Below are 13922 nucleotides of genomic sequence, written 5' to 3' on the forward strand. Positions count from 1 at the left end.
AATGACTCATGGGGCGGGAATGACCGCGCGAAAACCTGCGCCGGCCATGATGATGGCTATCTGATCCCCTCGACCACACGTGCAACTTTCCCTCCTGCTTTCAATTTCTTGTTCTCTTCTTTTTTGGATTGCGGGGCTGCGCCGCCCAGCGCCGCCTCGATGTTCCTTACCATCGTCACAAGGCGAGGTCCAATGTCGTTGATCAAGCGATCTTCCGTGAAACGGAAAGCGGGCGCGCCACAATTGAAGGCATACGGTCCGGTTCCATCGCTTAGCTTCAACGCGACGCCTACCGCGTGCACATCGTCTTGCCATTCGCCTGCGGAGATCGTGAATCCCTGACGCGCCACCATTTCGCCCGCGCGTTCGATGCCGTCGCGCATCCGGGCCCAGCGGCTGCCGTAATGATCGCGCAGCTCGCGCAACAAAGCGGCACGCTCGTCATCGGGCAGCGCCCAGATATAGGCGCGTCCCATCGCGGTGGTCGCGATCGGTACCCGCGAACCGACGTCGAGCTGCACGCCAAGCAAGCCGGTCCGGCTCTGGCCGAAATAGATCATGCTGTGACGGTCGCGGCCGCCGACCGCAACCGCGCCGCCGGTCTCGCGCATCAGCGCTTCACGGTAGGGTTCGGACAAATGCCGAACGCCGAGATTGGCCAGCGCGGCATACCCCAGGGCCATGGCTGATGGCGCGAGCTGATACTTTTCGAACCGTGGAACGGGTGTAAGATAGCCCAGCTTGGTCAAGGTGTAGGTCAGCCGGGAAATGGTTGGCTTCGGCAATTTAGTACGGGCAGCGATCTCTTGATTGCCGAGAAGCCCGTCGTTGGGTTGGAATGCGCGCAACACATCAAGTCCGCGGGAGAGCGCGACGACGAAGCTGCGGTCAGTCGCCGCTTTCTTCCCTGGACGTTTCATTGCCTGCTGCTTTACCGAGCTCGTTGACAAGGGACGTGCTTCAAAATAACCCTCCCTGTCAAGATGTGGAATTAAATTTCGCAGTGCGAAATCAACAAAACGCCGTAGCTACTCAACGCAAGTCGAGCGGCAAACAAGAACAAGGCATTCAGGGAGAGTCCCGTGAACGAAGTCGTAAAACTCGAACGTCATGACGCCATCGCCATCGTCACGGTCAACAGCCCTCCGGTGAACGCGCTCAGCGCCGCCGTGCGTGGCGGCATTTTCGACTGCATGAAGGCTGCGATCGCTGATCCCGAGGTAAAGGCGATCGTGCTGACCTGCGGCGGGCGCACCTTCATCGCCGGCGCCGACATCACCGAATTCGGCAAGCCGCCGAAGCCTCCGGGTCTGCATGAAGTGCTGGTCGCGATGGAGAACTCGCCGAAGCCGATCATTGCCGCCATCCACGGTACCGCGCTTGGTGGCGGTCTCGAAGTCGCGCTGGCATGCCACTACCGCGTGGCGACCAAAGAGGCAAAACTCGGCCTGCCTGAAGTGAAGCTCGGCCTGTTGCCGGGTGCCGGCGGCACCCAGCGCCTGCCGCGTGCGATCGGCCCGGAAATGGCGGTCAAGATGATCGTCAGCGGCGATCCGATCGGCGCCGCTGAAGCCCTCAAGAACGGCCTGATCGAGGAAATCGTCGAAGGTCCGGCCTCGGGCGGCGAAGCCTTTGCCCGCAAGGTGCTGGCGGAGAAGCGCCCGCTGCGCAAGCTGCGCGACGACGATTCGAAGCTCGCCGCGGCGAAAGCCGATATTTCGATCTTCACCAACGCGGTCGCGGCCCTCACCAAGAAGGCGCGCGGACTGGAAGCCCCGTTCGCCGCCGCGGACGCCGTGCGCGCCGCGATCGAACTGCCGTTCGACGAAGGGTTGAAGAAGGAGCGCGAAGGTTTCCTCAAGCTGGTGTCATCAGACCAGTCGAAGGCACAGCGCTACGCCTTCTTCAGCGAACGCGAGGCGGCAAAAGTCGCCGGCGTTCCCGAAGGCACAAAACCGCGCAATGTCGAGCGCGTCGCGATCATCGGCGCCGGCACCATGGGCGGCGGCATTGCGATGTCGTTCGCCAATGCCGGTATCCCGGTGACGCTGATCGAAACAGGCGAAGAGCAGCTCAAGCGCGGCATGGGCGTGATGCAGAAGAATTACGAGGCGACCGCCGCGCGCGGTGGCATCCCGGCAGACGCGCCGGCCAAGCGGATGGGCCTGATCACCGGGGTGGTCGGCCTTGAGAACGTCAAGGACGCTGACCTTGTGATCGAAGCCGTGTTCGAAACCATGGCGATCAAGAAGGAAGTGTTCACCGCGCTCGACAAATACGCCAAGAAGGGCGCCGTGCTCGCCTCCAACACCTCCTATCTCAACATCGACGAGATCGCGAAGGTCACCAGCCGTCCGCAGGACGTGCTCGGCATGCACTTCTTCTCCCCGGCCAACGTGATGAAGCTGTGCGAAATCGTCCGCGCCGACAAGACCGCGCCGGATGCTTTGACCACGGCCGTCTCGATCGCGCGCAAAATTGCGAAAGTTCCGGCGGTGGTCGGCGTCTGCGACGGTTTTGTCGGCAACCGCATGCTCGCGCAGCGCGGCAAGCAGTCCGAAAAGCTGTTGTTCGAAGGCGCTCTGCCGCAGCAGGTCGATGCCGTCGTGACGAAATTCGGCATGCCGATGGGCCCGTTCGCGATGGGCGATCTCGCCGGCCTCGACATCGGCTGGCGTTCGCGCAAGGACCGCGGCCTCAAGTCGGAAATCGCGGATGCGCTGTGCGAAGCCGGCCGCTTCGGCCAGAAGACCGGCAAGGGCTATTACAAATACGAAGGCGGCTCGCGTTCGCCGATGCCCGATCCGGAGGTCGAGAAGCTGATCACCGAAACCCTGCAGCGCCTCGGCCGCAAGACCCGCGTGGTCAGCGACGACGAAATCCTCGAGCGCATGATGTACCCGATGATCAACGAGGGTGCGCGGATCCTGGAGGAGGGCATCGCGGCGCGTCCGAGCGATATCGACGTGATCTGGCTCTATGGCTATGGCTGGCCGATCTATCGCGGCGGCCCGATGTTCTATGCCGACCAGGTCGGCCTCAAGCACATCGCGGATCGCCTGTCGTACTACGCCAAGGAGACCAACGATCCCTCGCTCGAACCGGCGCCGCTGCTCAAGCGTCTCGCCGCGGAGGGCAAGACCTTTGCGTCGCTGGCACAGTCGAAAGCGGCTTGATGGGCCACTGCTCTCTCCACTCGTCATTCCGGGATGGTCCGAAGGACCAGACCCGGAATCTCGAGATTCCGGGTTCGAGCTTCGCTCGCCCCGGAATGACGGTCTCCAATGAGTGCTCGTGAAAGCCTGCATGACCCATCCCGGCGAACAGTTCTATCCGCAAGGCGTTCACTGGGACGATCCGCTTCCGCGCGGCACGCTGCCTGATTTGTTGTCGGCAGCCGCCGCCGAGTTCGGATCGCGCCCGGCGCTGGAATTCCGCGACCGGCCGATCAGCTACGCCGGGCTCGAATCCCTGGTGGAGACGGCAGCCAGTGCGTTCCTGCGCGCCGGCTACGGCAAGGATCATTCGGTCGCGCTGTTCCTCGGCAACTCGCCGGACCATCCCGTCAATTTCTTCGGCGCGCTGAAAGCCGGCGCTCGCGTGGTGCACCTGTCGCCGCTCGACGGCGAGATTGCGCTGTCGCACAAGCTCTCTGACTCCGGCGCGCGCGTGCTGGTCACCAGCAATTTGTCGGCGCTGTTGCCGACCGCGCTGAAATTCCTCGACAAAGGCCTGCTCGATCGCCTGATCGTTTGCGAGGACGATGATTGGGGCAAGGTCGGCACGCCGCAGACGGCATTGCCGGACAATCCGGCCGTCATCACCTACAGGCAATTCATCGACGGCGCGGCGAGGCCCGCGCAATGGCCTGTCATGAGCGCCGACGATGTCGCGCTGCTGCAATATACCGGCGGCACCACGGGGCTGCCGAAGGGCGCGATGCTCAGCCACGGCAATCTCACCTCGGCGGTATCGGTCTATGACGTCTGGGGTGCGCCGTCGCGCGCCGAGCGCAACGCGATCGAGCGCGTGATCTGCGTGCTGCCGCTGTTCCATATCTACGCGCTGACGGTGGTGCTGCTGTCGTCGATCCGGCGCGGCAATCTGATCTCGCTGCACCAGCGTTTCGACGTCGAGGCTGTCATGCGCGACATCGAGACCAAGCGCGCGACGTATTTTCCCGGCGTGCCAACGATGTGGATCGCGATCGCCGCATTGCCCGATCTCGACAAGCGCGATCTGTCCTCGCTGGTCAGCGTCGGCTCGGGCGGCGCGCCGCTGCCGGTCGAGGTTGCGCGGATCCTCGAACAGAGGGTCGGCATGAAGCTGAAGAGCGGCTGGGGCATGACCGAGACCTGCTCGCCCGGCACCGCCCATCCCAAGGAAGGCCCGGACAAACCCGGCTCCATTGGTTTGATGCTGCCGGGCATCGAGATGGACGTGGTGTCGCTCGACGATCCCAAGCAATTGATGCCGGTTGGCGAAGTCGGCGAGATCCGCATCCGCGGACCGAACGTCACCAAAGGCTACTGGAACCGGCCGAAGGAAACCGCCGAAGCGTTCGTCGGCGACCGCTTCCTGACCGGCGACATCGGCTACATGGATGGCGACGGCTATTTCTACCTGGTCGACCGCAAGAAGGACATGATCATCTCCGGCGGCTTCAACGTCTACCCGCAGATGATCGAGCAGGCGATCTACACCCATCCCGCCGTGCAGGAAGTGATCGTGATCGGTATTCCCGACGATTACCGCGGCGAAGCGGCAAAAGCATTCATCAAGCTGCGCAGCGATGCAAAACCGTTCGCGCTGGAAGAGCTGCGCGCCTTTCTCACCGGCAAGCTCGGCAAGCATGAAATCCCGGCCGCGGTCGATTTCGTCGATGAACTGCCGCGCACGCCGGTAGGCAAGCTTTCGCGCCACGAACTGCGTCTGCGGCAGCCTTCGCCGCAGGCCAAACAACAATTGGCATCGGGAGGCCGTGCGTGAGTGAGGCGGTAACCACTCCATCGTCGTCCCGGCGAAGGCCGGGACCCATACTCCGTGTCCGCGGTGATGGAAGATGGAGCCAGTTGCCTTTGCTACAAAAAACATCGGTGGTTATGGGTCCCGGCCTTCGCCGGGACGACGCAAGTAAAGAGAATTCGTAGTTCTAATTCGCTCACAGGAGGATCCGATGGATCTCGCTTTCAGCAAGGAAGAAATAGCGTTTCGTGAGGAAGTGCGGGCCTTCTTCAGGGATAACGTGCCGCCGGATACACGGCGCAAGCTGCAGGAAGGCCGCCACCTGTCCAAGGACGAGATGGTCACCTGGTGGCGCATCCTGAACAAGAAGGGCTGGGGCGTCTCGCACTGGCCGAAGGAATATGGCGGCACCGGCTGGAGCTCCGTGCAGCACTACATCTTCAACGAAGAGCTGCAGATGCATCCGGCGCCGGCGCCGCTCGCCTTCGGCGTCAGCATGGTCGGCCCGGTCATCTACACCTTCGGCAACGAGGCGCAGAAGAAGCAATATCTGCCGCGCATCGCCAATGTCGACGACTGGTGGTGCCAGGGCTTTTCGGAGCCGGGCTCAGGATCGGACCTCGCCTCGCTGAAGACCAAGGCCGAGCGCCGTGGCGACAAATACATCATCAACGGCCAGAAGACCTGGACCACGCTGGCGCAGCACGCCGACATGATCTTCTGTCTCTGCCGCACCGACAACAACGCCAAGAAGCAGATGGGCATCTCCTTCATTGTGTTCGACATGAAGTCGAAGGGCATCACGGTGCGCCCGATCGAGACCATCGACGGCGGCCACGAGGTCAACGAAGTGTTCTTTGACGACGTCGAGGTGCCCGTCGAAAATCTGATCGGCGAGGAGAACAAGGGCTGGGATTACGCCAAGTTCCTGCTCGGCAATGAGCGCACCGGCATCGCCCGGGTCGGCGTTTCCAAGGAGCGGCTGCGCCGCATCAAGGAGCTCGCCTCCAAGGTCGAATCCAACGGCAAGCCCGTGCTCGAGGACCAGGGTTTCCGCGAGAAGCTGGCCGCCTGCGAGATCGAACTGAAGGCGCTCGAGCTGACGCAGCTCCGCGTCGTCGCCGACGAAGGCAAGCACGGCAAGGGCAAGCCCAATCCGGCGTCCTCGGTCTTGAAGATCAAGGGCTCGGAAATCCAGCAGACCACCACCGAACTTTTGATGGAAGTGATCGGCCCGTTCGCCGCGCCCTATGACGAGCATGGCGACGACGGCTCCAACGAGGCGATGGACTGGACCGCGCAGATCGCGCCGAGCTACTTCAACAACCGCAAGGTCTCGATCTACGGCGGCTCCAACGAGATCCAGCGCAACATCATCACCAAAGCGGTGCTGGGGTTGTGATTTCTTCTCCCTCGCCCCGCGCTTGCGGGGTCGAGACGAGCGAAAGCTCGCTCTTAGAGGGTCGGGGTGAGGGGCTCTCACCGCGAGCGCTGAACTAACGGTGAGTGCGGTACCCCCTCACCCGGATCGCAAGGGCGATCCGACCTCTCCCCGCAAGCGGGGAGAGGTTAAGAAACGAGCGATCGGTTAAAGGAACGGAACAACATGGATTTTGATTTGTCCGAGGAGCAGCGGCTTCTCAAGGAAAGCGTCGACGGTCTCCTCAACGATTCCTACGACTTCGAGGCGCGCAAGAAATACCGCACCGAGAAGGGCGGCTGGAGCAAGACCGTGTGGGGCAAGCTTGCCGAACAGGGGCTGCTCGGCCTGCCGTTTTCGGAAGAAGACGGCGGCTTCGGCGCCGGCGCGGTGGAAACCGCGATCGTGATGGAGGCGATGGGCAAGGCGCTGGTGCTGGAGCCTTATCTCGCCACGGTCGTGATTGCCGGCGGCTTCCTGCGCCACGGCGGCTCGGCCGAGCAGAAGGCCGCGCATATCCCTGCTATCATCGACGGCAGCAAGACCTTTGCGTTCGCGCAGCTCGAGAAGAACTCGCGCTACGATCTCTCCGACGTCGCGACAACGGCCAAAAAGAAGGGCGCGGGCTGGGTGATCGACGGCGAAAAATTCGTCGTGATCAACGGCGAGAACGCCGACACCCTGATCGTCACCGCGCGCACGTCAGGCGCGCGGCGCGACAAGAGCGGCATCGGCGTGTTCCTGGTGCCCGCCAACGCCAAGGGCATCAGCCGCAAGGGCTATCCGACCCAGGACGGCCTGCACGCCGCCGACATCACGCTGACCGGCGTCGAGGTTGGCGCCGAGGCTGCGATCGGCGATCCCGAGAATGCGCTTGATCTGATCGAGCGCGTGGTCGACGACGCCCGCACCGCGATGTGCGCCGAAGCGGTCGGGGCGATGGATGAATCGCTGAAATCCACCGTCGAGTACCTGAAAACGCGAAAACAGTTCGGCGTTGCGATCGGCACCTTCCAGACCCTGCAGCACCGCGCCGCCGACATGTTCGTCGCCGTCGAACAGGCCCGCAGCATGTCGATGTTCGCGACCATGGCGGCGGATTTCGACAACGCCAAGGAGCGCGCCACAGCTGTGGCTGCCGCGAAAGTGCAAATTGGAAAATCGCTGAAATTCGTCGGCCAGCAGTCGATCCAGCTCCATGGCGGCATCGGCATGACCCAGGAAGCCAAGATCGGCCACTACTTCAAGCGCCTGACCATTATCGAGAACAGCTTTGGCGACACGGATTATCATCTGCGCCGTGTGACGGACGCGGGTGGGTTGATCTGACAAACTGTCATTGCCGGGCTTGACCCGGCAATCGATCGCTCTTCGAAAAGATGGATGCCCGGGTCAAGCCCGGGCATGACGAGTTGTTGCAATTCGCGAAGCAAGAAAAACAAGGGAGCGTATCGTGAAGGGAACCCCGTTCGATCTCACCGGCAAGGTCGCCGTCATCACCGGCTCGAGCCGCGGCATCGGTCGCTCCTCGGCGGAACTGTTGGCAAAACTCGGTGCCAAGGTCGTGATCTCCAGCCGCAAGGCGGATGCCTGCGTGGAGGTCGCCGAAGGCATCAAGAAGGCCGGCGGCGATGCCCATGTCATTCCCTGCAACATCTCGCGCCGCGAGGAAGTCGACGCGCTGATTTCGGGCACCACAAAGCATTACGGCAAGGTCGACATCCTCGTCTGCAACGCCGCGGTCAATCCGTATTACGGCCCGCTGCTCGACATCAAGGACGAGGCCTTCGACAAGATCATGGGCTCCAACGTCAAGAGCAACATCTGGCTGTGCGCGCAGGCGATCCCGCAGATGGCGGAACGCGGCAGCGGCTCGGTCGTGATCGTGTCCTCGATCGGCGGCCTGCGCGGCTCCACCGTGATCGGCGCCTACGGCATCTCCAAGGCGGCGGATTTCTCGCTGTGCCGCAGCCTCGCCGGCGAATGGGGCCCGAAGGGCGTCCGCGTCAATTGCGTCGCGCCGGGCCTCGTGAAAACCGATTTCGCCCGCGCGCTGTGGGAAGACCCTGATAATCTGAAGCGCCGCACCGCCACCACGCCGCTGCGCCGCATCGGCGAACCCGACGAAATCGCGGGTGCAGTGGCGTATCTAGCCTCCGACGCGTCGACGTTCATGACCGGCCAGACGATCGTGGTCGATGGTGGGGTGACCACGGCGGCGACGTAGCTTCGGCCCTCGCTCTCTCCACGCGTCGTCCCGGCGAACGCCGGGACCCATACCGCGTTGTGCTATCGATCGAAAGAAGGTCGCTGACGCCGTGCCATAACCGATGGGCCGCGGCGTATGGGTCCCGGATCGCGCTTCGCTTGTCCGGGACGACGGTGAGATATTGACCTTCGCCTCCCAATCGGATTGCCTCTCGGCCACCACCAACCTTTCCGGGAAGCACCATCATGTCCTTTGTGCTGGCGATCGATCAGGGCACCACATCCTCGCGCGCCATCGTGTTTCGATCGGACATTTCGATCGCCGCCACCGCGCAGCAGGAATTCCCGCAGCATTTCCCGGCCTCGGGCTGGGTCGAGCACGAGCCGGAGGATATCTGGACCTCGACGGTGATGGTCTGCCGCGAGGCGCTGGAGAAGGCGGGCCTGAAGGCGAAAGACATCGCCGCGATCGGCATCACCAACCAGCGCGAGACCACGGTCGTGTGGGACCGCGCCACCGGCCAGGCCGTGCACCGCGCCATCGTCTGGCAGGACCGCCGCACCGCCGACATCTGCGCCAAACTAAAGAGTGAAGGCCATGAGCCTGCGATCTCGGCCAAGACCGGCCTGATCATCGATCCCTATTTCTCGGGCACGAAAGTCGCCTGGATCCTCGACCACGTGCCCGGCGCGCGCGAACGCGCCGCGCGCGGCGAGCTGATGTTCGGCACCGTCGATTGCTATCTGCTGTGGCGTCTGTCAGGCGGCAAGGTGCACGCGTCAGACGCCACCAACGCCTCGCGCACGCTGCTGTTCAACATCCACACCGGCGAATGGGACGACGACCTCTTGAAACTGCTGCGCGTGCCGCGCTCGATGCTGCCCGAGGTGAAGGATTCCTCCGCCAAATTCGGCGAGAGCGAACCAGGTTTGTTCGGCGGCGCGATCGCGATATCAGGCATCGCCGGCGACCAGCAGGCCGCGACCATCGGCCAGGCCTGCTTCACCCCCGGCATGATCAAATCGACCTACGGCACCGGCTGCTTCGCTTTGCTCAACACCGGCACCACGCCGGTGGCCTCGAAGAACAAGCTGCTCACCACCATCGCCTATCAATTGAACGGCAAGCGCACCTATGCGCTCGAAGGCTCGATCTTCGTCGCCGGAAGCGCGGTGCAATGGCTGCGCGACGGCCTCGGCATCATCAAGCAGGCGTCGGAGACCGGCCCGCTCGCCGACAAATCCGATTCCATGCAGAGCGTCTATCTGGTGCCGGCCTTCGTCGGCCTAGGGGCGCCCTACTGGAATCCGCGCGTCCGCGGCGCGCTGTTCGGCCTCACCCGCAACACCGGCCCGGCCGAACTCGCGCACGCCGCGCTGGAGAGCGTCTGCTACCAGACCTACGATCTGCGCGAGGCGATGCGCGCCGACTGGCCGGGCGAAAAGGCCGCCAACGTGCTCCGCGTCGACGGCGGCATGACCGCCTCCGACTGGACCATGCAGCGCCTCGCCGACTTGCTCGACGCGCCGGTCGATCGCCCGATGATTCAGGAAACAACGGCGCTCGGCGCCGCCTATCTCGCCGGGTTGCAGGCGGGTGTCTATCCGGAGCCCGCGAAGTTTGCCGACAATTGGCGGTTGGAGCACAGGTTCAAGCCGGCGATGAGTGCGGCGACGCGGGAGCGGAAGCTCGCCGGGTGGTCGCGGGCGGTGAAGGGATTGCTGGCGAGCGATGAGGGGGAGGGCTAATGGCGCAAGGTGCCGCCGGAAGACCGCTCAAGGAGCAGCTTGCCGGCGCCTGGACCCTTGTCTCATGGGAGCAGACCAACGGTGATGGAACCAAACTGAAGCAATTCGGCGAGAAGCCCCAAGGCCGGGCCTTCTTCGATACGGCCGGCCACTACATGATTTCGGTCATGCGCTCGGATCGCGTCAACTACCGGATCGAGAACTTCGGCCAGATCGCGCAGATATCGGCCGAGGAGGCAAAGAAAACCGCGCTTGGAACCATGACTTATTTCGGCACCTACGTCATCGACGGACCCCGCCGGGTTCTTGCTATCCACGTCGAAGCCAGCTCCTTTCCGAATTGGAACGGGACTGATCAGGAGCGGTTCTTCGAACTTTCTCAGGATCGACTGACATTGACTGTCCGCCTCCCGCGTGGCGGGCAGGTCGATGTCCTCTGGCAGCGAGCGAACGCATGATCCTTCCCGACGGTGACTTCGACGTTCCCTCCGGCAAGATCGCCACCGTCGTCACGCATCTGGAGATGACCGAACTCCCCGCGATCCCGTCGGACCCTGCGGGCGCATGGACGCTGCGCCGCGCGGAGGCCCCCGGCCTCGACTGGTATCGCGAACTGTTCCGCCGTGTCGGCGAGGAGTGGCTGTGGTACTCGCGGACGCGGATGCCGGATGCCAAGCTCTCGTCAATCATCCATTCACCGCTGGTGGAGGTCTATGCGCTGGAGCATGAGGGGCGCGACGAAGGCCTGCTTGAGCTGGACTTTCGCGAGGCCGGCCAATGCGAGCTTGGTTTCTTCGGCGTCACCGCAAAACTGATCGGCAGCGGCGCCGGCCGCTGGATGATGAACCGCGCGCTGGAGCTGTCATGGTCGCGGCCGATCGCACGGTTCTGGGTGCACACCTGCACGCACGATCATCCATCAGCGGTGGCGTTCTATCAGCGCTCCGGCTTTCGCGCCTTCCGGCGGCAAATCGAGATCGAGGACGATCCGCGGATTGATGGCACCGCGCGGCGCGATGCGGCGAGGCATGTGCCGGTTATTGAGTGAGCCAGAGAAGTCGCTTTGAAGCAACAGCCTCGGGCTAACTCCGTCACCCTGAGGTGCGCGCTCTTGCGCGCCTCGAAGGGCGACGGCCCCACTGGGGCCGTTTCATCCTTCGAGGCTCGCTGCGCTCGCACCTCAGGATGACGGAACGAGGGCATGCCCTAGCTCAAAACAAATCCTGCTTCGCCCGCGACAGCGAAAACCCGCGGCGCTCCGCGTTGAAGCACGTCACGCCCGATTGCTCCGAAGTGCAGGTAAATCCGCCGCGCTGCCAGACCTCGCCATAGGCCAGCACCGGCATTTTGGAGTCCATGACCGTGTCGCCGTAGCAGAGGCGCACGGCATCGCCCTTCGATCGCATCTCGAACGCCTTGCCCCATTCAAGATCGCAATCGGCCGGCCGGCGCGCGGTCACCGTGGCTTCCATGATGTCGCAGCGGAGCGTGTTTTGCTTGTCGTAGTCGAAATAAGCGCAGGCGATGTTTTTCGACGGTGACTGGAAGCCGGCGGGGCCGCTCTGGGCGTGAGCTGAGCCGGCAAGGAGCAGCAACGAAAGCCCGAGGACGTTGAGTGGCAGGCGCATGGCCGTCCTTCCGTTTGGGGAATGTCATGCCCGGACTTGATCCGGGCATCCATCACCCTTCATGATGACACCTTCAAAGCAGATGGATGGCCGGGTCAAGCCCGGCCATGACAAGTAGGACACAGTCATCCATGTTCCTGATCGGCCAATACGACTCCCCCTTCGTCCGCCGCGTCGCGATTGCGCTGCGGCTGTATGGCTTGCCGTTCGAGCACAGGCCGTGGTCGACTTTCGGCGATGCGGACAAGATCGCGCCGTATAATCCGTTGCGCCGGGTGCCGACGCTGGTGCTCGCCAGCGGCGAGGCTGTCATCGAGAGCTCCGCGATCCTGGATGCGCTCGATGAACTGGTCGGCCCGGAAGCGGCGATGATGGCCGAGCGCGGCGATCTGCGCCGCCGGCAATTGCGGATCTGCGCGCTCGGCAGTGGCCTCGCCGACAAGGCGGTCAGCCTGATCTATGAGCGGGTGCTGCGCAAGGAACAGCTCGCGCTTTGGGTCGAGCGCTGCCAGACGCAGATCGGCGGCGTGCTCGAGATGCTGGAGAAAGAGCGCGAGCCGATCCCGTCGCCATACTGGTTCGGCGACCGTATCGGCCACGCCGATATCATGATCGCCTGCGCCTTGCGCTTCATCAGCGAAGCGCATCCCGCGCTGTTCGATGCACGCTATCCAGCGTTGCAGGCGCACGCCGCGCGCTGCGAGGCGCTGCCGCCGTTCCAGGAAATTTTTCAGCGGCTCGATCCGCCGAAGGGATGAATCTCCCCATCATTCCGGGCGCCATTATTTGCAGTCGCGGCAGATCGTCAGCTTGCGCCTGAGCTGCAGATCATCCGCGGAATCGGCCCACGGTTGCCCGGCGACGCTGTCGGGCTCTTTCATCGGCTTTGACCGTTTGGCTGTGCGTGGGCTGACGGGTAACGTCGGAGCCGGTTCGTCTTCGATGCTGGTGATGAAGCCATCGTGATCGGCGGCCGGTTTCGGCGGCGGTGTCTCCCTCGCGACCGGCGGCGCCGTGCGCCTGGCGGTCGCCCTCGGTGGAGGAGCGTCCTCGGTTGCCGCTGGCGGTGACGCGTCCCTGGCCACCGGCGGCGGCGCGCGCTTGGCAGTTGCCCTAGGTGGAGGCGCGTCGTCGGCTGCCGCAGGCGGTGACGCGTCCTTGGCGACCGGCGGCGCCGCACGCTTGGCGGTTGCCTTTGGTGGAGGAGCTTCGTCGGTTGCCGCTGGCGGTGACGCGTCCCTGGCGACCGGCGGCGCCGCACGCTTGGCGGTTGCCCTTGGTGGAGGCGCGTCCTCGGCTTCCGCTGGCGGCGAAGCCAGGATGACAGCCGGAGGCGGCGGCACAGCCTCGTCCGCCGATGGTGCCGGCCGGGCAAGCGAAAGCGGTGGAGCAAGCGAGGTTTGGCATCTCGCGCTCTCAGGCAGCCAAAAACTGACGGACAAAAATCCGATGGCAAACAGTGCCGCGGCGTTTTTTATTCGCATACCGAAAACCGCCGATCTGAAATCAATGATCGCGGCCCTCCGAGGGCACGCTTCGTATAAACTACCGATCCTATCATGGCGGTCAAAGTTGTCGGAAGTTCGATCGGCCACCCCCGTCATTCCGGGACGCGCCCCTTGGCGCGGGCCTGGAATGCGATTGGAGGCAGTCTCTCCTCGTCATTGTCTGCAACAAACGCGGAGCGTTTGTGCATGAGAGCGAAGCGAAGCAATCCATGGCGGCGGCATAACGGATGGATGGATTTGCTTCGTCGCAAGAGCTCCCTTGCACAAACGCGTTGCGTTTGTTGCAGGCAATGACGGCTGGCTGCGACAAATTAACCCGACGGGCAAAATTCCGCTTCCCTCGTCGGGCAAATCAGCGGCTTGAATCGTCGCGTCCCGCCCGACAAGAGGGGCGTGCGCACGTCACGAACGCGCGGCGGGATGCGGTGGACGCTTGTTCACGTC

The 13922-nt window shown here is 63.6% G+C and carries 12 protein-coding genes; 9 read left to right on the plus strand and 3 right to left on the minus strand.

What is annotated here, in order from left to right; translation table 11 throughout:
- Nucleotides 1-56: 56 nt before the first annotated feature.
- The gene (locus tag JQ629_RS33575) at nucleotides 57-920 is read right to left on the minus strand and encodes an IclR family transcriptional regulator (RefSeq protein ID WP_211999419.1); all 864 of its coding nucleotides are present in this window, start codon (nucleotides 918-920) and stop codon (nucleotides 57-59) included.
- Between the two features lie 162 nt (nucleotides 921-1082).
- Here JQ629_RS33575 and JQ629_RS33580 point away from each other — a divergent pair, with 162 nt between their 5' ends.
- The 8 genes from JQ629_RS33580 to JQ629_RS33615 all read left to right on the plus strand — a co-directional run bounded on the left by JQ629_RS33580 (nucleotide 1083) and on the right by JQ629_RS33615 (nucleotide 11390).
- Nucleotides 1083-3176: a 3-hydroxyacyl-CoA dehydrogenase NAD-binding domain-containing protein gene (locus JQ629_RS33580; protein WP_212416251.1), complete on the plus strand. Its 2094-nt coding sequence runs from the start codon at nucleotides 1083-1085 to the stop codon at nucleotides 3174-3176.
- Between the two features lie 130 nt (nucleotides 3177-3306).
- Entirely contained in the window at nucleotides 3307-4989 is a 1683-nt protein-coding gene (gene pimA / locus JQ629_RS33585; protein WP_212416252.1) for a dicarboxylate--CoA ligase PimA, read from the plus strand.
- A 187-nt stretch (nucleotides 4990-5176) separates the two neighbouring features.
- On the plus strand, nucleotides 5177-6367 hold the full coding sequence (gene pimC / locus JQ629_RS33590; protein WP_212264994.1) for a pimeloyl-CoA dehydrogenase large subunit: 1191 nt from the start codon (nucleotides 5177-5179) through the stop codon (nucleotides 6365-6367).
- A 204-nt stretch (nucleotides 6368-6571) separates the two neighbouring features.
- Complete coding sequence (pimD, locus tag JQ629_RS33595; RefSeq protein ID WP_212416253.1) at nucleotides 6572-7714, plus strand: pimeloyl-CoA dehydrogenase small subunit; 1143 nt, start codon at nucleotides 6572-6574, stop codon at nucleotides 7712-7714.
- A 124-nt stretch (nucleotides 7715-7838) separates the two neighbouring features.
- A complete protein-coding gene (locus JQ629_RS33600; RefSeq protein WP_212416254.1) occupies nucleotides 7839-8612 on the plus strand; it encodes an SDR family NAD(P)-dependent oxidoreductase in 774 nt (257 codons plus the stop codon).
- 227 nt (nucleotides 8613-8839) lie between these two features.
- Nucleotides 8840-10342, plus strand: coding sequence for a glycerol kinase GlpK (gene glpK, locus JQ629_RS33605; RefSeq protein WP_212416255.1), 1503 nt, complete (start codon nucleotides 8840-8842; stop codon nucleotides 10340-10342).
- Nucleotides 10342-10800 (plus strand): lipocalin-like domain-containing protein, encoded by a 459-nt coding sequence (locus JQ629_RS33610; RefSeq protein WP_212416256.1) that lies wholly within the window; start codon nucleotides 10342-10344, stop codon nucleotides 10798-10800. The genes glpK and JQ629_RS33610 overlap by 1 nt, the downstream gene beginning before the upstream one ends.
- Nucleotides 10797-11390, plus strand: a complete 594-nt coding sequence (locus tag JQ629_RS33615) for a GNAT family N-acetyltransferase (RefSeq protein ID WP_212416257.1) — start codon at nucleotides 10797-10799, stop codon at nucleotides 11388-11390. The genes JQ629_RS33610 and JQ629_RS33615 overlap by 4 nt, the downstream gene beginning before the upstream one ends.
- A gap of 163 nt (nucleotides 11391-11553) precedes the next feature.
- Here JQ629_RS33615 and JQ629_RS33620 read toward each other — a convergent pair whose 3' ends face one another.
- The gene (locus JQ629_RS33620) at nucleotides 11554-11970 is read right to left on the minus strand and encodes a DUF6636 domain-containing protein (protein ID WP_212416258.1); all 417 of its coding nucleotides are present in this window, start codon (nucleotides 11968-11970) and stop codon (nucleotides 11554-11556) included.
- Nucleotides 11971-12101: 131 nt separating this feature from the next.
- On the opposite strand from JQ629_RS33620, the gene JQ629_RS33625 reads away from it, so the two are divergent.
- Entirely contained in the window at nucleotides 12102-12728 is a 627-nt protein-coding gene (locus JQ629_RS33625) for a glutathione S-transferase family protein (protein WP_212416259.1), read from the plus strand.
- Nucleotides 12729-12752: 24 nt separating this feature from the next.
- Here the strand turns inward: JQ629_RS33625 and JQ629_RS33630 are convergent, their stop codons facing one another.
- Nucleotides 12753-13313, minus strand: a complete 561-nt coding sequence (locus JQ629_RS33630) for a hypothetical protein (RefSeq protein WP_212416260.1) — start codon at nucleotides 13311-13313, stop codon at nucleotides 12753-12755.
- Between the last annotated feature and the right edge of the window lie 609 nt (nucleotides 13314-13922).

It is taken from the genome of Bradyrhizobium sp. AUGA SZCCT0222, from assembly GCF_018130205.1.
Taxonomy (GTDB): domain Bacteria; phylum Pseudomonadota; class Alphaproteobacteria; order Rhizobiales; family Xanthobacteraceae; genus Bradyrhizobium.